20 protein-coding genes are annotated in these 22789 nt (G+C 59.3%); 12 read left to right on the forward strand and 8 right to left on the reverse strand.

What is annotated here, in order from left to right:
* Positions 1-23: 23 nt before the first annotated feature.
* From ACR0AO_RS17235 to ACR0AO_RS17270, 8 genes are all read right to left on the reverse strand, one after another.
* Positions 24-668, reverse strand: a complete 645-nt coding sequence (locus ACR0AO_RS17235) for a DUF1523 family protein (protein WP_480606069.1) — start codon at positions 666-668, stop codon at positions 24-26.
* A gap of 11 nt (positions 669-679) precedes the next feature.
* Entirely contained in the window at positions 680-946 is a 267-nt protein-coding gene (locus tag ACR0AO_RS17240) for a hypothetical protein (protein WP_480606072.1), read from the reverse strand.
* Between the two features lies 1 nt (position 947).
* Positions 948-2285, reverse strand: a complete 1338-nt coding sequence (locus tag ACR0AO_RS17245; protein WP_480606074.1) for a DUF6638 family protein — start codon at positions 2283-2285, stop codon at positions 948-950.
* A 144-nt stretch (positions 2286-2429) separates the two neighbouring features.
* On the reverse strand, positions 2430-3146 hold the full coding sequence (locus ACR0AO_RS17250; RefSeq protein WP_480606077.1) for a hypothetical protein: 717 nt from the start codon (positions 3144-3146) through the stop codon (positions 2430-2432).
* Complete coding sequence (locus tag ACR0AO_RS17255) at positions 3143-5074, reverse strand: AAA family ATPase (RefSeq protein ID WP_480606080.1); 1932 nt, start codon at positions 5072-5074, stop codon at positions 3143-3145. The genes ACR0AO_RS17250 and ACR0AO_RS17255 overlap by 4 nt, the downstream gene beginning before the upstream one ends.
* Before the next feature lie 57 nt (positions 5075-5131).
* Positions 5132-6250: a hypothetical protein gene (locus ACR0AO_RS17260; protein WP_480606082.1), complete on the reverse strand. Its 1119-nt coding sequence runs from the start codon at positions 6248-6250 to the stop codon at positions 5132-5134.
* A 192-nt stretch (positions 6251-6442) separates the two neighbouring features.
* Positions 6443-7522, reverse strand: a complete 1080-nt coding sequence (locus ACR0AO_RS17265) for a hypothetical protein (RefSeq protein ID WP_480606084.1) — start codon at positions 7520-7522, stop codon at positions 6443-6445.
* A gap of 247 nt (positions 7523-7769) precedes the next feature.
* Positions 7770-8978 carry a M24 family metallopeptidase gene (locus ACR0AO_RS17270; RefSeq protein ID WP_480606085.1) on the reverse strand — a complete coding sequence of 403 codons (1209 nt, stop codon included), beginning with the start codon at positions 8976-8978 and terminating at the stop codon, positions 7770-7772.
* Between the two features lie 261 nt (positions 8979-9239).
* On the opposite strand from ACR0AO_RS17270, the gene ACR0AO_RS17275 reads away from it, so the two are divergent.
* From ACR0AO_RS17275 to uvrC, 12 genes are all read left to right on the forward strand, one after another.
* Positions 9240-10715 (forward strand): NAD-dependent succinate-semialdehyde dehydrogenase, encoded by a 1476-nt coding sequence (locus ACR0AO_RS17275; RefSeq protein WP_480606088.1) that lies wholly within the window; start codon positions 9240-9242, stop codon positions 10713-10715.
* A gap of 153 nt (positions 10716-10868) precedes the next feature.
* Entirely contained in the window at positions 10869-11345 is a 477-nt protein-coding gene (gene smpB, locus ACR0AO_RS17280) for an SsrA-binding protein SmpB (protein WP_480606091.1), read from the forward strand.
* A gap of 261 nt (positions 11346-11606) precedes the next feature.
* Positions 11607-12971, forward strand: coding sequence for a FecR family protein (locus tag ACR0AO_RS17285; protein ID WP_480606454.1), 1365 nt, complete (start codon positions 11607-11609; stop codon positions 12969-12971).
* Positions 12972-12998: 27 nt separating this feature from the next.
* Complete coding sequence (locus tag ACR0AO_RS17290) at positions 12999-15230, forward strand: CHASE2 domain-containing protein (protein WP_480606093.1); 2232 nt, start codon at positions 12999-13001, stop codon at positions 15228-15230.
* Between the two features lie 239 nt (positions 15231-15469).
* A complete protein-coding gene (locus ACR0AO_RS17295) occupies positions 15470-15991 on the forward strand; it encodes an SRPBCC family protein (RefSeq protein ID WP_480606096.1) in 522 nt (173 codons plus the stop codon).
* Positions 15992-16081: 90 nt separating this feature from the next.
* Positions 16082-17011, forward strand: a complete 930-nt coding sequence (locus ACR0AO_RS17300; RefSeq protein WP_480606099.1) for an ABC transporter ATP-binding protein — start codon at positions 16082-16084, stop codon at positions 17009-17011.
* Positions 17008-17769, forward strand: coding sequence for an ABC transporter permease (locus ACR0AO_RS17305; protein ID WP_480606101.1), 762 nt, complete (start codon positions 17008-17010; stop codon positions 17767-17769). The genes ACR0AO_RS17300 and ACR0AO_RS17305 overlap by 4 nt, the downstream gene beginning before the upstream one ends.
* Before the next feature lie 116 nt (positions 17770-17885).
* Complete coding sequence (locus ACR0AO_RS17310; RefSeq protein WP_480606104.1) at positions 17886-18683, forward strand: S49 family peptidase; 798 nt, start codon at positions 17886-17888, stop codon at positions 18681-18683.
* The gene (locus ACR0AO_RS17315) at positions 18664-18855 is read left to right on the forward strand and encodes a hypothetical protein (RefSeq protein WP_480606106.1); all 192 of its coding nucleotides are present in this window, start codon (positions 18664-18666) and stop codon (positions 18853-18855) included. Before ACR0AO_RS17310 ends, ACR0AO_RS17315 begins: the two co-directional genes overlap by 20 nt.
* A complete protein-coding gene (locus ACR0AO_RS17320; RefSeq protein WP_480606109.1) occupies positions 18852-19814 on the forward strand; it encodes a calcium/sodium antiporter in 963 nt (320 codons plus the stop codon). Before ACR0AO_RS17315 ends, ACR0AO_RS17320 begins: the two co-directional genes overlap by 4 nt.
* A 24-nt stretch (positions 19815-19838) precedes the next feature.
* Positions 19839-20618, forward strand: coding sequence for an SDR family oxidoreductase (locus ACR0AO_RS17325; RefSeq protein ID WP_480606112.1), 780 nt, complete (start codon positions 19839-19841; stop codon positions 20616-20618).
* A gap of 291 nt (positions 20619-20909) precedes the next feature.
* Positions 20910-22784 carry an excinuclease ABC subunit UvrC gene (uvrC, locus tag ACR0AO_RS17330; RefSeq protein WP_480606115.1) on the forward strand — a complete coding sequence of 625 codons (1875 nt, stop codon included), beginning with the start codon at positions 20910-20912 and terminating at the stop codon, positions 22782-22784.
* The last annotated feature ends 5 nt before the right edge of the window (positions 22785-22789 follow it).

Raw genomic sequence — 22789 nt, forward strand, 5'->3', positions numbered from 1 at the left:
ATGCCAGTGCCGGGGCGGGTCCGCTACTTCGACTTCCAGCTGTCCAGCCACCTGCGCAAACGGCTGCGGCGTTCGCCGATGGCATCGCCGGCGGCATAGAGGCTGTCTTCGACACTATCGATCATGGGGTCGATCCGCGCCTTGCGGAACCGGCGCCAGCGCACCCAGATCGCCCAGATCACAGCGACAAAGACGGTCAGGAAGATGATGTTGAACCACGGGATTATGCGGGCGTCCGGCCCGTCGGCCGGCCTGATGAAAATCGCATTGGGAAAGATCGACAGGAACTCGTTACGCCAGCCGTAATGTGTGACGACCACCCATTCCGGGTCATCCTTGGTCGAGATCGCATCATTTGCCTCGGTATACAGGTTGGCGGTATCGAACTTGAAATAGGGCGGCCAGCCCCAACCGGTATCCTCGTTGCGATAGACGATGGGCTTGCCGTTGGCGCGCACCGCCTGGATGAACTGCACGTCCCGGTTTGACAGGCTGGTCGACTGATCCTCGGGCTCGGACCAGAAGATGCGGGTCCAGTCTGTCAGGTCCTGCCGTTCCTCATAGGTGTTGACGATCCGCACCACGTCGTGCTGGGGCAGCGAGTATTGCAGGAACGCGCCCAGAGTGACCCAGAAGATCAGGATGATTGCCCATTTGACATAGACCATTATTCGGGTCCTCACATGTAATTCACGATATAGATCAGTGCCGCGACCGCCGCCCACGGTACGATATAGACACCAAGGATCAGTTTGCGCCGGAACGAATTGTCATAGGCCTTCAGCCCGCGTTCGACAAACGCCTCCCTGTTGCCGGTCTTGCCCTTTTCGTCCCACCACGCTTCCAGCTTGCCACGCCGGACGTTGCGGGAATAGATCGACAGGACGACATAGGCAATCGTCTGCAGTACCAGCAGAATGAAGATCAGCCGCAGCGCGCCCAGCATTTCAACTCCTCCTTACCGCGCTCCACGGGCCGACGCGGTGAATAGTGTCTTCGCTCACCCGGTCCTCGCCGCTCATATCGGGTTCATGGCCAAAGAGTGCGGCGCGCGCGCCCGCCTTGTCCACCTGATATTCCCGCGCCAGAAACTCGGCCACATAGGCGCGCTTGCCATCCGGCCAGGTGGCATAGGTGCGATAGAACAGCTCCTTGTGGCAGATGAACATCTGCCTCGGGTCGAGCGGGGCCAGTTCCGCCAGCAGCATGTTGACCAGATCGCGGTCACGCGTGTTCGCCGCGCGCAGCGAATAGAAATAGGCCGGATGATCCGAGGTGATGCGCGGCCACGGCCCGCCATCCGTTGCCCAGCGCAGCAATTGCGCCAGCCCGTGATAGGCATCCGGCAGCCGGTCGGCATGATTGCGCGCCAGCCGCCGCATGTCGGTGCGGTCCAGCCCGGTCAGATCGATCCCCGCGCCCGCGGCTGTGTCGATGGTGATGAAATCCATCTTCTGCTGCAGGATCGCGGCGGCATCGACACCCCGCGCCTTGACGATGGGTTCGACCAGATCGTTGAGGTCGAGAAACTTGGCGATACGATTCCGCTCCGTCAGCCCGAACACATGGCGCAACGGCAGGTCATCCGGCCGGTCGCCCGCGCAAACCGCCGCCGGATGGTCGGTGTCGGGAAACAGGTACAGCCCGCCGAAATGCGCCGTCCAGAAATTGTTCTGCTCGAACGCGGTGTGGCGCAGTTGCACCGGGTTGCGGGTGACATCGCCGGTCTGTTTCGCGGTCTCGATCATCTGCGCGATCAGAACATCGTCGAACCAGGCGTCCTCTTTGGTTTTGAACCGTTCGACCATGCCCGCCAGTTGCTGTGCCTTGCGCAGGGTGCCGCCTGCGGTGTCGGCCTCGATCTCGATTTTCTGCAGGTTCAACAGATCGCGGGCCGAGGTGAGTTTGATGACCGAGTTCACCAGCTCTCCAGCCACCGCATCGGTGGCGGTCAGGGCGAACAGCTGCGCCTCGTTCATCTCGATGAATTCGCGCAGGATATCGCGCGAGGTCGAGAATTTGACGTTCAGCAAGGGTGCGCGTTTCTGCTCGGTTGTCAGCAGGATGAACTGCCGGTTGACCCCGTTGGGGTTGAGGTAGAGCGGGTTGTTCAGTTCCTGTCCGATCTCCGGCGAATAACCCGAGATATCGACGTGGAAATCCGCCAACGCCGTGGTCTTGCCCGTCAGATGCTGCAGCGCGCGGTTATACCGCTCGACCAGAGCCGGGCTGGAGATGTGGACGAGGTTGCCGAACATCAGGCCTTTTTCGATGAGGCGGATCATGACCGTCGCCTTTCCGCACACCGGTAGCGATGCGCCCGGCCCGAGGGTGGGTGCGGAACGCGCCCGCCCTGGGGGGCGGGTCGGGCGCGTCGCGGCTGCGCCGCGAAAGTGTCCCACCTGTACCACAAACCTTGAAGTGTTCGTCTAACCATTACGTTGCAGTCTCTCCAACTTCTCAGCAACAGCCTCAACTTCCTGTAGTCGTTCATCGGACAAAGCTCTTGCCGGCAATTCCTCTCCGTGAACCAGCATGTTTCGCATCTTCCGATAACCAACCAATTCTGCGTAGACTTTCACGCCGTCAGGCTGACCTTCTAGCATTTCCCTCGCATGCTGCGGGAAATTCACTTGGCGAAGCGCATTTTCACCAACAACTGCCCGCTCAATCCTAATCCATGCCTGCAAGAATCTACCGAGCCGGTCAGCAGAATCAGAAATTGAAATGCCAAGCTGAACGCCAAAAAGTCCTTTGAGCAGCAGTTCGGCAATTTCGGCGTATGCTTCGACCTTTTCACGTTCGACCGTAAGTCCATTTCCTTGATGATAGAGCTCGTTCCGCAATCGGTGAAACCACTCAACCATGCCGAGATCGATACCTATTATTTTGTCAGAAGCAGTTTCTTCAATTCCATCCAATAGGCTTGGAAAGCTCAGGCAGTATTCGTCGCGTTTCTTACGAGAGATGTCGATCCCGGTGACGCGCCTAGGTAAGGTGATGTAGGTCTGCATCATTAACTCAACAGAGTTGTCAATGTTGATGAGAGCTAACCTCCTGTTGACATCCGTATCCTTCTTGAGAAGCTCAATACCATGCCTGTAAATCTCTGCCGGGCCCGTAGCCCAGTGCGGAATATCCGTCACCCCTTCCCCTCCAGATACCGCCGCTTGGCCTCTTCCATCCGGCCCATCTCACGCACCGCGTTCTCGATGGCGACCTCGTCGCTCTTGTCGGCATAGCGGAATTCGCTGTCGGCGTAGCGGTTGATCTCTTGCATCACCATTTCCACGGTGATCGGCTGGCGCAGGTCCCCGATCATCGCTTTCTTGGTGTCGTAGTCGCGGAACAGGAACAGGTCGGGGTTTTCCATCCACTCGTCGGGCAGTTCGAAATCCATCGCGCGGACCTTGACCGCGTCGGTGATGTTCTTGATGGCGCGGCCGGTGAAGCGTTCATCCGCCTGCTGGATCGCCTTGAGGTAGGTGCCCAGCTTGGCAATCGTGTCCATCTGGCCGATATCGCCGGAAACCCGATCATAGACCTGCAGCAAGGCGTCCTCATGCGGGCGGGAGTGGCTTTCGAAACTGGCGGCGACGGCCTTTTTGATCTCCTGCGCGGCATAGGCTTCGTGTTCGCCCAACGGGATGTCGTGGTTGCGGCCCATCAGCAGGTGCAGGATGTCGATGTAATCCTCGCGCGTTTGCGGCCCGTCCACCAGGAACCGCGCGCCCGCCCGCTGACGCAGGGCGTCGTCCACATTCTCGGGGTAGTTCGAGAACATGCCAAAGGTGCAGTTGCCGCGCACGACGGTATTGGCGCCAGCAAAACTCTCCATCAACACGGCGGTGATTTCCAGCTGCCCGGCTGACGACTGCCGGTCACCGCGTTTGCCTGCCAGCTGGTCGATATCGTCGATGGTGCCAAAGCCGATGACCGAGGGGTCGATGATCGTGTTGATAAACGCTTTGGCGTTCTGACCGGATTTGCCCTGATAGCTGTCGATATTGTCGGTGCTCAGGTTCTGATAGCGGAACGGATAGCCCGCGTTCTGGCAATAGTCGTTGATCAGCCCGGCCATCATCTGGATCAGGGTGGTCTTGCCGGTGCCCGGTTTGCCATCGCCCATGAAGGTGAAGATGAACCCGCCGAGTTCCGCGAACGGGTTCAGGCGGCGGTCGAAGTCATAGGCCATGACCATCTTGGCCAGCTTCATCGCCTGATATTTGGCAATATGGTTGCCGACCACCTCGTTCGGCTTCTTGAACGTCATGGTGAGCGTGGTGGATTTGGCCTTTGATGCCGGTTCGAAGCCCCGGATCGTCAGGTCGTCGGCCTCGATATGCCAGGCGGCGTTCTGGAACGGGGCCAGATGACCGGCAGACTGGGCGCGCAGGGCCGCCTTCTCCATCAGTTGCTCGGCATAGGCGCTGGTGGCGGCGATCAAATGCGCATCATCGGGCGCATGTTTGGTCAGTATCTGGTCCAGCTCCCACAGCGCACCGTGCAGAGCGAGTTGGCCGTTGTCGGTCAAAACCTCTTCAATCTCGCCGATATCGACGGTCGTTTCGCCCAGATGCGAGGACATCAGGTAGGCCAGAGCATTGCCGAACGTGTGCGAGGTGATCAAAGCCTCCGCCGTCAGCAGTTCCGAGAATTCGGTCTTGCGCGCGGCGGGCAGATCCCCTGCCAAATTCGCTCGTTTCAGATCAGCCAGTGGGGTCTGTGCCGCATAAGCCTCTGCCACGGCCAGAGCGATAGAGATCGCCCGCCGGATAGCCTGTTGCGTGGTGGCTTGCGGTGGCGAGACCAATGCATCGCCATCATCCGATGCCTCGATCCGTTCGACCAGATGCACCCCATCGGCGCGCACGGTGCGGCGTGTCACCAACCCCGGCGTCGTTGACCGAAATCGCCGCCCGGTCGAAACCCCCGGAGACCGTTCAACAGCGGCCTCAACGGGTTTGGCAATACGCGGCGCGTGCTCGAACCCGTTCAGCAAGGCGGTCGCAGCCGGATAGTGCTTGCGAATATCGTCTTCGCGCAATTCCATCTGATCTGACGTCAAACTCATCTCAAAAGCCGCCCTTGCTTCATCTTTTCAAAAACACTCTCGCCGAAGGCGAAAAACTCAGTATCTCAACACCTGCCCGGCCTTGCTGACGACGAACTTGCGCACATCGCCAAAGCCCGGCGGGTTGCGTTCGGCCAGCACCTGAAACGGGCGCTGGGGCAGGATGATCGAGCGCTGGGTGCGCGTTGCTCCGGTCTCGGCCCCCTGTCCGCCGAACGGGTCCAGCGCGAACACCTCGCGTTCGACTGTCGAGAACCACCCCGCGCGCTCTTCGATCACCTCTTCGCTCTCCAGCTCTTCGGTGGTCCAGGCCAGCGCCCAGTCCTGACCCTCGGGCGCCTGCGCGTCCTCAAGCACCTGCCGCAGGGGGCCGGACTGTTCGGTATAGGCCGAAGAATACATCGGCCCCACATGGATGCGGCGCAGGTGTTTGGGGTGCAGGTCGTTGAAATCCTGATCGAAGCCCTTGGCGATGGTCACCAGTTTCAGCCCGCCCAAGGACTGCGCCATCAGATGCGCCTGCACCTCGGGCCAGCGGCGCTGGTCCTTGGGTAGGGCGGTTTTGCCGCTGTCTTCAAGCTGCATCAGGTAGATGACCGGCAGGTTGATCTGGCTGTCATAGACCGCCCAGTGGATCATGAATTTCCGCCGCTCGCCCTCATTCCCGATCCAGTGACATTCCGGATCGTTGCGGACCCAGAACAGCTGACCGCGCAGCAATTCCTGATAGTAGAGCCTTTGGGACAGCGCGAATTGCAACTTGGTCGGGATGTCCCGGTCACCGATGATGGTGCGAACCATGTCGGTTTTCAGGTCGTCTTCCGAGGGCATATTCGCCAGATGCACCTGCGCCTGCTGCGCGTCATTGGCCATGGTCAGCAACTCGGCCGCCACCGGAAACCCGCTGTCGCGCTTGTCCATTGCGAGGCTGCCAAAGAACCGGCCCGTATCGCGCCCGACCAGCAGGTATTTCATGGAAAGCGCGCGGAAAGTGTAGAGCAGCCCCGAGAGGTAGCGCGACACGATCCGCACCTCTTGTTTCGAGATCGCGCCCTCAGCCTCCATCGTCGCGGCGACGCGCAGGAGGTGGACGGTGATCACCTCGAATTTGCGGAAATAGCGGCGCGAGGCGAAAGTGTCGGTCAGGCCGACATGGTCTTGGGTGGGGTCAGTCAACGGTTTCGTTCCACAATCGGTGAGCAGAATGAGCCAGGCTAGCGACTACAATGCAAATGGCAATCCATCCAAACGGCCCCCCTAGAACTGCGTACATCACTGAGAACACGAGCCAGAAACCGCCGAGAACGACCCACCAAAACCAGTTATCTGGAGCCACTAGAAAAGTAAGCAATTCCAGAAGTTCCAACCTCAACCCCCATACAAATTCTTATCATGCTTCTCGACGATCTCCGCGAAGCGGCGGGCAAAGCGTTCGTCCGCCTTGGCCTTCTTCTCCAGCACGTCGCGGGCAAAGACCATGTGGTCCTCATGCGCCTCTAGCATGTCGGCCATCTTCTGGTTGGTCGCGGTGCCGATAGCGGCCATGGCGGTTTGTGCCTCTTGGTCCGTCTGCACGCCGATCTCGTTGATGCGGTGGGCCACGTCCTGCTGCTGCGCGGTTTTCAGCGATTTGGTCAGGGCGTCATACAGCACCACGCGCTGTTGCGTGTCTGTCTGCAGCTTGTTGATCAGCACCATCTGCGTCGCCGCCTGGTTCTGCAGTGAATCGACCCAGGTCTTGCCCTTTTCGATATAGCGCTCCAGCGTTTGGCTTTTAGCCAGCTTGACCTGCTCTTCCTGAATCTTGGCGTTGTATTGCTTGTTCAGCTCGGCCAGTTCGGTTTCCAGCTGGGTGCGCGCGGTGGCGTCCTGTTCGACGCTGATCTTGTTTTCCAGTGTGATAATCGTCGGGTCCATGCCCTGAATCTCGGTGCGCAGCGCTTCCAGTTCGGCCACGGTCGCCTCACGGTCATCCAAGGTGCCAGTCAGGTTGTCCTCAACCTTCACGCGCTGTTCTTCCAGCACCGACAGCTGACCCTCAAGCAGCTTTACGATGACGTCGGATTTGGCGATCAGATCCTGCAGTTTGTCGTCAATATTGGCGGTTCGCATCCGCTCCTGCCGCATCGATTCGGATTTGCCTTTGGAAAAGATGCCGACAAACGTCTCCCACCCGGATTTCGAGCGCATCTCGTCGAAATCCTTGGAAAACGCATTGGTGACGTCGTCCAGCCCCATGATCAGCTCGGCGATATTGGCATTCATCACCTCGGTATGGGCGTGCACATCTTCTAGCGTGGCATTTTCGATGTCGATATCCGCCTCGGCGGTGCCGATCTTGGCACGCGCGGCCTCGATCCGGGATGTCAGCCCTTCGATCTGCGACTGCGACTCGCGCACCTTGGCTTGAGTCTCTTCAATCAACGCTTCGAATTGCTGGTTCGACATTTCGCCCTCTCATTTTTCTTTTTCAAGTAGTATAGATAGGGAATGTTAAGTGAATTTACATCCCCTCCTTTGCGATTTTCAGGCGAACTCTGGCAAACCTATGGGGAAAAGAAAAGGGATATAGAGATTTGCAACAAATAAGAGGCTTTGCGCCCTCTATTCAGACGCAAAGGGCCACCCGATGCGGGCGGCCCTTCTTCTCAAAAATTCGGTTGTCGAAGGTACGGCCCCTCTGGGCCATTCAGCCTCAGCCGACGACGTTGAACTCCGGCCCATAGGGATAGCCGGTGATATTTTCGTTGCCGTCTTCGGTGATGACCAGAATGTCATGTTCGCGATATCCGCCCGCACCTGGTTGTCCGTCGGCGATCGTCAGCATCGGCTCCATCGAGATCACCATGCCCGGTTCCAGCACCGTATCGATATCCTCACGCAGTTCCAGCCCCGCCTCGCGACCGTAGTAATGCGACAACACGCCGAAGGAATGGCCATAGCCAAAAGTACGGTATTGCAGCAGATCGCGTTCAGCAAAGAAATCGTTGATCTTATGCGTGATCTCGGCACAGTTTGCGCCGGGTTGCAGCAGGCTCATACCATATTCATGGGCGGCGACGTTGGCCTCCCAGATCTTCAGGCTGGCATCGTCCACTTCTTCCACGAACATGGTCCGTTCCAGGGCGGTGTAATAGCCCGAAATCATCGGGAAGGTGTTCAGCGACAGGATATCGCCGCGCTGCAGCACCCGGCCCGTCACCGGGTTGTGCGCGCCATCCGTGTTGATGCCGGACTGAAACCAGACCCAGGTGTCGCGATATTCGGCATCCGGGAAACGCTGGGCGATTTCCAGTTCCATCGCATCGCGGCCCGCCATCGCGACGTCGATCTCGCGCACGCCGGCCTTGACCGCGTCGCGAATGGCATAGCCGCCCACGTCCGCCACTTGTGCCCCATGCCGGATCATCACGATTTCGGCGGATGATTTCATCATCCGCTGCCGCATGGTGGTTTCAAGCATGTCCACCATCGCCGCGGGTTTCAGGAAGTTTTCCAGCTTGTCCCGTTGCAGCAGGCTCAGATGGTCGCTCTCATAGCCGACCACCTGGCCTTCGCCCGTTACCGAAAGGATTGCGCGCCAGTAGTTGTCGCGCTGCCAGTCGGTATAGGTGATGTTGTCGCCATAACACCGCCGCCAAGGCTGGCCCGCGTCGATACCGGCGCTGATCGTGACGGATTCGGTTTCAGTAACGACCAGGCCATATGGGCGGCCAAAGGCGCAATACAGAAAGCCCGAGTAGTAGGCGATGTTGTGCATCGAGGTGAAAACGGCGGCCGAAACTCCCAGGTCGGCCATACGGGCGCGCAGCCCCTTCAGACGCGCTTCATATTCGGCGTCTTCGAATTGCAGCTTGGCCTGTTGGCCGTTGTGATAGCGGTAGAATTCCGGACGTGCGGTCATAAGACCCTCCATGACAGAAGGTCCCGGCGTTCAGGACAGAAAAGTGAGCGCATGCATATCGGCATGAGGCGACGCCATCGCCCGGGGCCCGGGCGCAATCTGTACCATCATGGTGAGTCGATCAACAAAGACTTTTCAAAGTTAACATGTTAATTTAAAATTTGATCAAATCTGGATTGATTCATCAGGCCAAGTGGACGTAGACAAGAACCACGCCACCTGATTGTGTGCCCGAAACATCTTATTGCCGGAGGCTGACCCATGCTGGACGCAACAACCGATCTCAAATCGCTCCTGAACAAGCCGGAACTGCTGGCGACCAAGGCCTATATCGGCGGCCAGTGGGTCGATGGCGATCACGGAACATTTGCCGTTACGAACCCCGCGCGCGGCGATGTGGTGGCCGAGGTGGCTGATCTCAGCCGCGCCCAGGTTGCGGGCGCAATCGCGCAAGCTGAGGCAGCGCAGAAGGAGTGGGCGCAATATTCCGGCAAGGAACGTGCTGCTATTTTGCGCCGCTGGTACGAATTGATGATGGAAAATGTCGAAGACCTCGGCAAGATTCTGACCGCCGAACAGGGCAAACCGCTGGCCGAGGCCATCGGCGAGATTGGCTATGGCGCGTCTTTCATCGAGTTCTTTGGCGAAGAGGCCAAGCGAATCTATGGCGAGACCATTCCGGGGCACCAGCGCGACAAGCGGATTATGGTGCTCAAGCAGCCGATTGGTGTAGCCGCGTCGATCACCCCATGGAACTTTCCGAATGCCATGATTACCCGCAAGGCCGGTCCGGCGCTGGCCGCGGGGTGTGCCTTTGTCGCGCGTCCCGCAGCGGAAACGCCGCTTTCGGCTCTGGTTCTGGCGGTGTTGGCGGAGCAGGCAGGTATACCGGCTGGCGTGTTCAGCGTGGTTCCCTCGTCGCGCGCCAGCGATATCGGCAAGGAGTTCTGTGAAAATCCGGGCATCCGCAAGCTTACTTTTACCGGTTCGACCGAGGTGGGGCGCATCCTGTTGCGTCAGGCGTCGGAACAGGTGATGAAGTGCTCGATGGAACTGGGCGGAAACGCACCCTTCATCGTTTTCGACGATGCCGACCTTGACGCGGCCGTCGAAGGCGCAATGCTGTGCAAGTTCCGCAACAATGGCCAGACCTGCGTCTGCGCCAACCGGATTTATGTGCAGGCGGGTGTCTATGACGCCTTTGCCGCCAAGCTGAAGGTGGCGGTCGATGCCTTGAAGGTTGGTGATGGTCTGGCCGAAGGCATCACGACAGGCCCGCTGATCAATGTCGACGCGGTCGAAAAGGTGAAGGAACATATCACGGATGTCACCGCGCATGGCGGATCGATCCTGACAGGTGGTCTGCCGCATGATCTGGGTGGCACCTTTTTTCAACCCACCATCGTGACGGGCGTGACGCAGGATATGAAAGTCGCGCAGGAGGAAACTTTCGGCCCGCTGGCGCCGCTGTTCAAATTCGAGGATGTGGACGATGTGATCGCCATGGCCAATGACACGATTTTCGGGCTGGCCGCGTATTTCTATGCCAAGGACCTGAGCCGGGTCTACAAGGTGGCCGAGGCGCTGGAGTATGGGATCGTCGGGGTCAACACCGGTATCATCTCGACCGAAGTCGCACCCTTTGGGGGGATCAAGCAATCCGGGCTTGGCCGCGAGGGCAGCCATCACGGCATCGAGGACTACCTTGAAATGAAATATGTCTGCATGTCGGTGTGAACCGATCAACATTGACAACAAAGCCCGCCGGCCGGCGGGCTTTTTCATTTGGCCACATTTGTGATTGCCGCGCCCAGGGCTGTGTTTTGCAGCCGCAATTTTTGCGGTCAAACGACTTGCATGGGGGGCGCAAGACTCCTAAATCATCGCGTCATGGCCAAACCGAAAGCAGACCCGAACTATAAAACTATCGCCGAGAACCGGCGTGCGCGCTTTGACTACGCGATCGAGGACGATATCGAGTGCGGCATTGTTCTGGTGGGGTCAGAAGTCAAGGCATTGCGCGCGGGCGGATCAAACATCGCTGACAGTTACGCGGCGGTGGAGGAGGGCGAATTGTGGCTGGTCAACTCCTATATCCCGCCCTACGAGCAGGCCAAGGTTTTTAAGCACGAAGAGCGGCGGCGGCGCAAGTTGCTGGTGTCCCGCAAGCAGATGTCGGATTTATGGAACGCCACACAGCGCAAGGGCATGACTCTGGTTCCACTGGTGCTTTACTTCAACCACAAGGGGCGGGCGAAGATTAAAATCGGCATCGCCAAGGGCAAAAAGCTGCATGACAAACGCGAAACGCAGGCCAAGCGCGACTGGTCGCGGCAAAAGCAGCGGCTGATGAAGGATCACAGCTGATCGCTGTCCGGAATTGTCGATCAATCCACCATTCATGGCCGCCGAGGCATGCAGGCAACTCGACCCGGAACGGTCCAAAGCTTGCAAAATGTGTCCACAATGCGGCATAATCGCGTCAATTTAGTGGCAAAACAAAGTTGATACAGGCGACAGCAGACCCGGTTCGGGTCTGTACTGCCCGAGGTTCGGGCGCGTGTTTTGTGCCTCTTGGGGGGTGTCGGTTTGGCCTGTTTGCGTTTTGTAATAGCTTTTGCCTTGTTTGTGTTTGTTTCGCTCACAGCCAATCAGGCGATTGCCGCGATCGGCAAAGTGCTCGACGTCAAACAAGGGGCCAGAGTGACCTCGGGCGGGGCGACGCGCGCGTTGCGGGCCGGGATGGATATTGAGAACGGGGACATCATCACAACCGATGGCAGCGGGATCGTCCAAATCGTATTCACAGACGAGACCAAGATCGCCGTCGGCCCCAATACGCGCATGGCGCTGGATGTTTCGATGATGCGCGGCAACCAGACCGCCCGGGATTTTGCGGTCAAGGCGTTGGGGGGAAGCTTTCGCTTCATATCGGGCAACAGCCGGAAGTCGGTCTATTCGGTCACGACGCCGACCGCGACAATGGGCGTTCGCGGCACGATCTTCGATGTCTGGGTTCTGGGCGAGCAGCAGAGCACGATGGTGATCCTTGAGGGCACCGTTCGGATGTGCGGGCTGCGCAACCGGTGCGCGTTCGTTCGGGGGCAATGTTCGATGGTTGCCACGACGCCTGGTGGTGGCGTCGGGCGCCCGATCGACAACCAACAGGCGGTTCGCGCATTGAACGCAGGATTTCCGTTTATTCTGTCACAAACTCAACTAGATCCGGCCTTTCGGGCCGAAGTCGGCGGTTGCGGTAGTTTTGCGGTCGTGCCGGCAGGGGCAGGAACACGGCCAATTCGCGCCATACCCGTGCCGGACACGCCGATCACGGCTGATCCGCCGGGTATTGAGATCGTTACGCCTGTGACCGCTCAACCTCCATCCCCTCCGGTTCCCGAGCCGCCAATGCCGCCGCAACCCGAACCGACGACGCCGCCACAAGCCGAGCCGCCAAGGCCCCCGCAATCCGAACCGCCTGCGCCGCCGCAACCCGAGCCGCCAAGTCAGCTTGGCTTCCCGGGCCAAAGCGGGGTGGCCGGAGGTAACAGCCAGGGCCGGGGAAATGCGGTGAGCGAAGGTCAGCACGGCACCGGAACCGGGAAAGGACAGGGTGTCGTCAGCCGTGGTGGGCGCGGGCCTGGCTCCGGAAGTTCCGGTGGCAAGGGTCCGGGCCAGAGTGCAGGGCATGGGAGTGCGGCGTCGGCCTCGGGCGGCAGTAAGGGCGGAGGAGCCTCTTCGGCAAATGCCGGACATGACAAGGGTACTGGCAACAGCGGATCACCCGGCCAAAGCGCCGGGCGCGGCAATTCCGCCTCGGCTCCGGGAGCAGGCAACAGAGGCGCCTCTTCCGGTAAGGGCGTGGGTGTCGGGGGATCACCCGGAAAAAGCGCGGGCCGGGGCAAAGCCGGAAGCCGCGGCGGCGCGGGTGTGGGTTCCGGCCACGGACGCGGCGGAAACGGACATTCGGGCGAGAAAGGCGGAAAAGGCTGATGTCTCCCGATCCGAAAGCTGCGTGACATGGGCTGGCTGAGGGGAAACAAACAGCGCAGTTGGACATTTCGGGGTTTGGGGCTGCTGCTGATCATTCTGGGCTGCCTGTTGCGAGTGTCGGACCCTTATCCGTTGCAGGCCGCGCGAATGATCTATTTCGACTATCTGCAACGGTTGTCCCCTCGCGAGTTCAACCCCGATCTGCCGGTGCGCGTGGTCGATATCGACGAAGCCTCTCTGTCAGAACTCGGCCATTGGCCGTGGCCGCGCACAAAGCTGGCGGAACTTGTGCAAAAGCTTGGCGACTACGGGGCGGCGGCAATCGGGTTTGACATGCTGTTTGCCGAGTCAGACCGATATTCCCCCGCGCGGCTGTCCGAAGATCCGGTTTTTGCCGGCATGTTGCGCGATGATGTGGCGGCAGCTCACCTCGATAACGATATCCGTTTTGCGAACACCATTGCCAATTGGCCGGTGGTTTTGGGGGTGGCGGCCCGGCTGGAAAGCGACGGTGCCGATGTCGTACCCCGTACCGGCATCGTCGAGATTGGCGAACGCCCCACCTCGGGACTGGTTCGGGTACCAGGCTGGACTCCGCTTGCACCGCCGTTGGGAGAGGTCGCTTTGGGCATCGGCGGGGTCAATGTATCGCCCATCGGAGGGCTTGGCGTGGTTCGTACCGTGCCGCTCCTGTGGTCGGGACCGACCGGTGTGTTGCCCAGTCTGAATGTCGAAGTTTTGCGGGTCGCCACCGGTGCGGCCAACATATTTGCCGAGGGGGCGCAGGACGAAGCCGGTGTCATGCTGTCGCTGGATTTTGGCGGTTTTCAGGTGCCGACAACGGAAAACGGCGAAATTTGGGTGCGCTACAGGCACGATGATCCCCGGCTGTACGTTTCCGCCAGAGATGTGCTGAAAACCGGTTTCGACCCCGCATTGCTGAGCGAGATACAGGGGCGGATCGTGTTGGTGGGCACCTCGGCGGCGGGTCTGCTGGACATTCGGGAAACCGCGCTGGGAGAGTCGGTTCCCGGTGTGTCGATCCATGCCCAGATCATCGAGCAGGTTCTGCTTGGCGAGATACTGCGCCGTACCGATACAACCGCGGCGCTGGAACTGATTGCGTTTATTGCTTTGGGGCTGATCGTTACCAGTGTCATGTCCGGGGCCGGGGCCGTGTTGTCCTTTGTCGCGGGCGGGATTGCGGCCGCGTCGGTCGTCGCCATGAGCTGGGTCGCCTTTCATTCAAACTCTATCCTTCTGGATGTGACCTTTCCACTGATTGGCGGGATGGCGAATTTCGGGTTGCTGGCGGGGTATCAGTTTATCGTGACCGAGCGTGACAAGCGTACGATACGGCGGACATTCTCGCACTATGTCGCGCCGGAAATTCTGGATGAGATGGAAAGCAGGGGGCAGGGGTTGAAACTTGGCGGTGAGACGCAGGACATTACCGTCATGTTCTCGGATCTTCGCGGTTTCACGCTCCTGTCGGAAAAGCTGCCCGCATCCGATCTCGTCACGTTGCTGAATGCGTTGTTTTCCAGGCTTGGCGACCGAATTCTTGAGGAAAAAGGCACGATCGACAAATTCATCGGCGACGCCATCATGGCATTCTGGAATGCGCCCTTGCCGGTCGGCGACCATCCGGTGCGTGCCGCATGTGCCGCATTGGCAATGCGGCAGGCAATGGCCGAATTCAATGCCTCTGCAGGGATGAAGGGGCAGGAGGCGGTCGCGCTGGCGACCGGTTGTGCCACGGGCCGGGCCTGTGTTGGCAATATCGGATCGCGGGAAAGGTTCAACTACACGGTGATTGGCGACGTGGTGAACGTGGCCTCGCGGCTGGAGGTCGTCTGCCGCCATGTCAGCTATGATATCGTTGTTTCGAAGTCGGTATACGAGGCGGCGAAGGGCAAGCTTGCCATGTTGGACGCGGGCGCGGTTCAACTGAGGGGAAAGTCGGAGCCCGAGCCGATCTACATTGTTGTAGGTGAACAGCATGTCCTGAATTCGCCGGGCTTCGCAAATCTGGCCTCGGCCCATTCGAAACTGTTGGCAGTCATGCGTGAACAAGGACATGCCGGGGACATGGAGGCGGCTTTGACCCGATGCGCGGAACTGGCGGCCGGGATCGAGACCGGATTGGTGGCCTTCTACGCAGAGATACCGGAACGGGTTCAGGATTTCGTACCGAATGCAGCTGTTCGGGACATCGCTTTCAGGCATTTCGAGCGTTCGCGAATGGCCGGTGAATGAGCCCGCTACCGATATCGGGTTTTGGCTTCGGCCTGAATAGACACTCTGACGTGCGACCTGCCGACCTGTTCCAGAGGCGCGACACCGGCCGGTTGAATGGCGTATTCTGCCCCCGGGCACCGTCATCACGGGGCACTGGGCAGCCCCTGGTTAATTTAACCGCGTTCCGGTTGCTTGCGCCTGTCTTCTGGCGCAAGGTTTCGACCAATGACAGATGCGACAGCGGAGGAGACAAGGCCATGCACATGAGCGGCACCCGAGAGATACAGGCCACACCAGCGGTCGTCTATACGGCGCTTCTGGATTCCGAGGTTCTCAAGATATGTGTGTCGGGGGCGCAGGAAGTGGCAGGAAACCCGCAAGACGGGTATGAGGCGACGGTCGTTCAAAAAGTCGGACCGGTAAAGGCGACCTTCAAGGGGACCGTCACCATGTCCGATCTGGTCGAAAATGAACGCCTGACCATCACCGGCGAAGGCAAGGGCGGCGCCGCCGGATTCGCCAAGGGCGAGGCGGCGGTGACATTCGCCCCCGCCGAAGGTGGTGGAACCGTGCTGTCCTATGAAGTGGACGCGAAAGTTGGCGGAAAACTTGCCCAGCTAGGCAGCCGCCTGATCGATGGATTCGCCAAAAAGATGGCCGATCAGTTCTTCGAGAATCTTCAGGCCCATCTCGAAGGCCCAGTCGAGCCGGCGTCGGAAGACACCGAAGAGACTGCCAAAAAGAAAGGCTGGCTTGGCAGGCTGGCCAGTTCGTCCTGATTTTGCGAGATTGCGCATGCTTGTGTGCGCATATGGCCTGTTCTGCACCATCGGCTCGCGATAGGGTCGCCGTCAGAACAGGGAACAAGCATGCCGACCATTTTATCCATCAAGAATCTGCGCAAGTCTTACGCTGGCGGTTTCGAGGCGCTCAAGGGTGTCTCGCTTGATATCGAAGAGGGCGAGATTCTTGCTCTTCTCGGACCCAATGGAGCAGGCAAAACCACGCTGATCTCTACGGTCTGTGGCATCACCACGCCGACTTCGGGGACCGTGACGGTCGGGGGGTATGACATTCTGGGCGATTTCCGGGCCGCGCGCCGGATGATCGGCCTGGTCCCGCAGGAGATTGCGCTGGAACCGTTCGAAAAGGTCTGGAATACGGTCCGGTTCTCGCGCGGGTTGTTCGGGCATCGCATGGACAATGCCAAGATCGAAGAGATCCTGCGCAAGCTTTCCTTGTGGGACAAACGCAATAACGCCATCAAGGAATTGTCCGGGGGCATGAAACGGCGGGTGCTGATTGCCAAGGCGTTGGCGCATGAACCGCGCATTCTGTTTCTGGACGAACCCACGGCAGGCGTGGATGTGGAACTGCGCAAGGATATGTGGGACATTGTGGCCGAGTTGAAGGAAAGCGGCGTCACCATCATCCTGACCACGCACTATATAGAAGAGGCCGAGGCCATCGCCGATCGGGTGGGCGTCATCAACAAGGGCGAGTTGCTGCTGGTGCAGCAAAAGGACACCCTGATGGCCCAGATGGGAAAGAAGCAGATCGAGGTGATGCTGACCCAACCGATCACGGCGGTGCCCGAATGTCTTTCTCATCACAACCTGTCTCTGAGTGGGAATGGAGAGACACTGGTTTATACCTATGATGTCCATGCCGAACGGACCGGGATCACCACGCTTTTGAACGATGTTGCACAGGCGGGCCTGGTTTTGCGTGACGTACAGACCCGGCAATCCAGTCTGGAAGAGATTTTTGTCAACCTGGTGTCGGAGGGGATGCAATGAACTGGGCCGCAATCGCAGCGATCTATCGTTTCGAGATGTCCCGCTTTTTTCGTACGCTGGCGCAAAGCTTCCTGTCGCCGGTGATTTCCACATCGCTCTACTTCGTGGTGTTCGGCACGGCGATCGGAAGCCGCATTCAGGAGGTCGAGGGCGTATCCTATGGCGCGTTCATCGTGCCTGGCCTGATCATGCTTTCCGTGGTCATGCTGTCGATTTCGAACGCGTCGTTCGGGATTTACTTTCCCAAATTCCTCGGCACGATTTACGAGCTTCTGTCCGCGCCGGTGAATTTTCTGGAAATCGTTATCGGCTATGTCGGTGCGGCGGCGACCAAGGCGTTGTTCGTCGGGCTGGTGATCCTTGCGACGTCGACCTTTTTTGTCGATATCCGGATCGAGCATCCCGTCGCCATGGCCGCGTTTCTGATCCTGTCATGCCTCAGCTTCGCGCTGCTGGGGTTCATCGTGGGCATCTGGGCCAGCAATTTCGAGCAGATGTCGCTGATCCCGCAACTTGTGGTGACACCGCTGATCTTTCTCGGCGGCACCTTCTATTCGATTTCCATGCTGCCACCGGTCTGGCAAACGATCACCCTGTTCAATCCGGTAGTCTATCTGATTTCGGGCTTCAGGTGGTCTTTCTATGGGCTCGCCGATGTTCCCATCGGATTCAGCCTGCTGGCTATTGTCGCCTTTACCGGCATTTGCCTCGGGATCATCTGGTGGATCTTCAGAACAGGCTGGCGCATACGCAGCTGACCCCGCGCGGCAGGCGTTGCATTTTTGCCCGTTGGCAGTGTGAATTTTGTTCCGGCCCCGATTCTGTCATGCCGGGCGTCTTGTTTACGGCTTGGCCGCACTCTACATCGGCATCCATGAACTTTCGCCTGCCGTTTCTGAAAAAACCACCCGTCGTGGCCGTGGTCCGTTTGTCCGGTGCCATCGGAATGGCCGGTCGTACATCGTTGAATGACGCTACGTTGGCGCCCGTCCTAGAAAAAGCGTTTCGCAAGGGCCGGCCCGCCGCCGTCGCGCTTGAAATCAATTCGCCGGGCGGATCGCCGGTGCAAAGCTCGCTGATCGGTGCCCGCATCCGGCGCCTGTCCGAAGAACTGAAAGTCCCGGTCTTCGCCTTCGTCGAGGATGTCGCGGCCTCGGGCGGATATTGGCTGGCCGCTGCGGCCGATGAGATATGGGCGGATGACAGCTCGGTTCTGGGTTCCATCGGCGTTATTTCCGCTGGCTTCGGCGCGCATGTCTTTCTTGCGCATCAGGGAATCGAGCGGCGTGTTCACACCGCTGGCAAGTCCAAATCCATGCTCGACCCGTTTGCGCCGGAGAAGGAAGAGGATGTCCAACGGCTCAAAGTTCTCCTCGAAGATATCCATGCGAACTTCATTTCGCATGTTCAAACCCGCCGCGGCGCCAAACTGCGCCAGGACGAGGACTTGTTTACCGGTGAGGTCTGGCTTGCCAGGCGGGCGGCCGAGCTGGGTTTGATCGACGGGATCAGCCATCTGAAACCCAAGATGCAGGAACGCTTTGGCGAAAAGGTAAAGTTCCGCCGCTATGGTGTCCGCCGTCCGATCTGGACGCGGTTCGGGACTCAGTTGGTACAGGACGCCGTTGCAGGCATAGAGGAGCGCGCGGCCTATGCGCGTTTCGGGCTGTGACGTGATTATCAAAGCCGTTACCCTTTTCCTCGTCGGCATGGCCGTTCTGGCGATGTTCGGAAAACTTCGGTTTCCGGGCCAGAAACGCCTGAATTCCGCCAGATGTAAGCGGTGTGGGCGTTTCCGGATCGGCAGGGGGCCTTGTGCCTGTGAAAAGGGGGGGCGGACATGACCGCATGGGTATTGTCCGCACTGGGGCTGCTGATCCTGCTGCTGGCCGGGGATGCGCTGGTGCGCGGGGCGGTCAATCTCAGCCTTCGCATCGGGGTGCCGGCGCTGATCGTCAGTCTGACGATCGTGGCGTTTGGAACCTCCGCTCCGGAGCTTCTGATCGCGATCAAGGCAGTGCAGGAAAACGCGCCCGGTATCGCGTTGGGCAATGTTGTCGGCTCGAACACGGCCAATATCCTGCTGGTTCTTGGCATTCCGGCGATGCTTGCTACCCTCCACACAAGCGAATGTAACACGCGGCGGAACTATGTGTTCATGCTGATCGCATCCGTTTTGTTCATCGCCCTGGCGTTTTGCGGCACTTTCACGCTGGCCAGCGGAGCGATCCTGCTGAGCGGCCTGACCCTGGTATTGTTCAATGCCTTTCGGCAGGCGCATGCACATCGCAACAGCTGCAATGGGGGCTGCGCCGACGCCGATGATCTGGACGCGCTGGAAGAGGCCGATCCGGACATGCCGTATTGGCGGATCGCTGTTTACCTTGTTCTCGGGCTGATCGGTTTGCCGATGGGGGCGCATCTGCTGGTGGAAAATGCGGCGATCATCGCCCGAACCTATGGCGTCAGCGAGACCGTCATCGGCTTGACACTGGTGGCCGTGGGCACCTCGCTGCCGGAACTGGCCACGACGGTTATGGCGGCGCTCAGGCGTCAGGCCGACGTGGCGCTGGGCAACGTGATCGGTTCGAACATGTTCAACCTGCTTGCTATCGTCGGCATCGCCACCCTGTTCGGAAACATCGAGGTGGACCCTGAGTTTCTGGAATTCGATCTGTGGGTCATGCTGGCGGCATCCCTGTTGCTGATACCCTTCGTCTTCCTGCAGCAGAATATCACCCGTTTGTGGGGGCTTGCCTTGACCGGGCTCTACGGGATTTATGTGATTGCCGTACTGACCTGACATTTCAGCATTTGGGAGACCTGCATGACCCGAGCTCTTGTGACCGGTGCCGGATTGCGCTTGGGCCGGGCCATGGCCCTGTATCTTGCGGATCGGGGGTTTGATGTCGCGGTTCACTTCGCGCGCTCGGAAGAAGATGCACAGGGCACCGCGCGGGCGATCTTGGCAAAAGGACGCAATGCCACAAGCTTGCAGGCCGACCTGTTGGACGAGACGCAAACAATGGAACTGCTGCCCCGCGCCGTCGAGGCGCTGGGCGGGCCGATTACCTGCCTCGTCAACAACGCATCCATCTTCGAATACGACAACATTCACACGGCCACCCGGCAAAGCTGGGACCGCCACATGGAGAGCAACCTGCGCGCGCCGTTCGTCCTGACCCAAGCGATGGCCGAGCAGGGGTTGACGGCCGAAACGGATCAATTCGGAGAGCCCGTGGCCTCCGGCCTCATCGTCAACATGGTGGATATGCGGGTGCGCAAGCTGACGCCCGAATTCATGACCTACACGATTGCCAAGATGGGGCTGTGGGCCCTGACCCGCACCGCCGCGCAGGCCCTGACCCCGGCCATTCGTGTAAACGCAATCGGGCCTGGGCCGACCTTGCAGGGGCACCGGCAAAGCGAAGCGCATTTTGCCGCCCAGCGTGCCAACACCCTACTGGAGCGGGGCGCGCATCCCGCTGATATCACCGCTGCGCTCGGGTATTTTCTGGATGCACCAGCGGTCACGGGCCAGTTGCTTTGCGTGGATGGCGGGCAGCATCTGGGATGGCGTACGCCAGATGTTCTGGGGCTGGAATAACGGGTTTCTGCTGCAAGTTTTGCACTGCTCGCAATTGCGTTACCAATGCGTTACAAAAATGTCTTGTTTTTCATATACTTGTCAGATTCTAAAAAGAATAACTATAAATTTCAATGAGTTATCTATTCGCCTAATTTTTGTGCAACTCAAGGAAAACTCTTTCAGATAAGGAGAATTCGTGGCGTCCCGAAAGTTATCGGCACAGTTATCCACAGAAATCGTGGATTTGTTTTCTCTTGAAATCGGCGCTTCAAGATTGCAGCCAAGGTCAGAGAATCATAGTTGAGTGCCATGACGCACGACAGAATCCAAAGCCCTGCCGCCGGACAAACCGGGTACACCTGCATTCAAGGGTATATTAAGACGCTTGACAGCTCGCCCGGCGTCTACCGGATGCTCGATGCCGACAGCCGGGTGCTGTATGTCGGCAAAGCGCGCAACCTGCGGGCGCGGGTATCGAACTATACCCGCCCCGGCCATTCCGGACGAATTGAACGGATGATCGCCGCGACCGCCTCGATGATGTTCCTGACCACAAGGACCGAGACCGAGGCGCTGCTGCTGGAACAGAACCTGATCAAGCAGCTCAAGCCGAAATACAATGTTCTGCTGCGGGACGACAAAAGCTTTCCGAACATTTTGGTCGCCAAAGATCACGCCTTTCCGCAAATCAAGAAACATCGCGGGGCGAAAAAAGAAAAGGGTACCTATTTCGGCCCTTTCGCCAGTGCGGGCGCGGTGAACCGCACGCTGAACCAGCTGCAAAAGGCGTTTTTGTTGCGCAACTGCTCGGATTCGATGTTCGACAGCCGCACGCGGCCTTGCCTGCTTTATCAGATCAAGCGCTGTTCCGGACCCTGCGTCGGGCTGATCTCGGAGGGCGATTACAGCGAAAGCGTCAAGGATGCGGAACGCTTCCTGTCGGGCCGTTCGACCAAGGTGCAGGAGGAACTGGCCGAACAGATGATGACAGCGTCCGAGGCCATGGAGTTCGAACGCGCCGCCAGTCTGCGCGACCGCATCCGGGCGTTGACACAGGTGCAGACTAGTCAGGGTATCAACCCGCGCAGTGTAACCGAGGCGGATGTGATCGGCCTCTATATGGACAGCGGACAAGCCTGTGTGCAGGTCTTCTTCATTCGGGCCAACCAGAACTGGGGCAACCGCGATTTCTATCCTCGTGTGGGGCCGGATGTGTCGGCAGCCGAGGTGATGGAGGCATTCCTGGGTCAGTTCTACGACAACAAGGAGCCGCCTCGGCAACTGATCCTGTCGGATGCCATCGAAAACGCCGATCTGATGCAGGAGGCATTGTCAGACAAGGCCGGCCGCAAGGTGGAAATCCTGGTGCCCCAGCGGGGCGAGAAACAGGAACTGGTCGCCGGTGCCCTGCGTAACGCGCGCGAGTCGCTTGCCCGGCGCATGTCGGAAAGCGCCACCCAGGCCAAACTGTTGCGTGGCGTGGCCGAGGCGTTCGATCTGGACGGCCCGCCGGACCGAATCGAGGTCTACGACAATTCGCACATTCAAGGTACCAACGCGGTGGGCGGAATGATCGTGGCCGGCCCCGAAGGCTTCATGAAGAACGCCTATCGCAAGTTCAACATTCGCGGTGATGATCTGACCCCGGGCGACGATTTCGGCATGATGAAAGAAGTCCTGACCCGCCGCTTCACCCGGCTGCAAAAGGAAGATCCGGATCGTGACAGGGGGCTGTGGCCGGATTTGCTGCTGATTGACGGCGGTGCGGGGCAGGTCAGCGCGGTGCATGAGATCATGTCCCAGCACGGGGTCGAGGATATCCCGATGGTTGGCGTTGCCAAAGGGGTCGACCGGGATCACGGCAAGGAAGAATTCCACCGCATCGGTCAGCGGCCTTTCGCGTTGAAACGTAACGACCCGGTGTTGTATTTCATCCAGCGCCTGCGGGACGAGGCGCACCGTTTCGCCATCGGCACCCACCGGGCCAAGCGAGCCAAGGCCGTAGGTGCGACCCCGCTGGACGAAATCCCCGGTGTGGGCGCGGCGCGCAAGCGAGCCCTGCTGACTCATTTCGGTAGCGCCAAGGCTGTCAGCCGTGCCAATCTGGCTGACCTGAAGGCAGTTGACGGTATCTCGGCTGGGTTGGCGCAAAAGGTCTATGATTTCTTTCACGACAAAGGTTGATCCGC

It is taken from the genome of Ruegeria sp. AF8 (assembly GCF_056541825.1).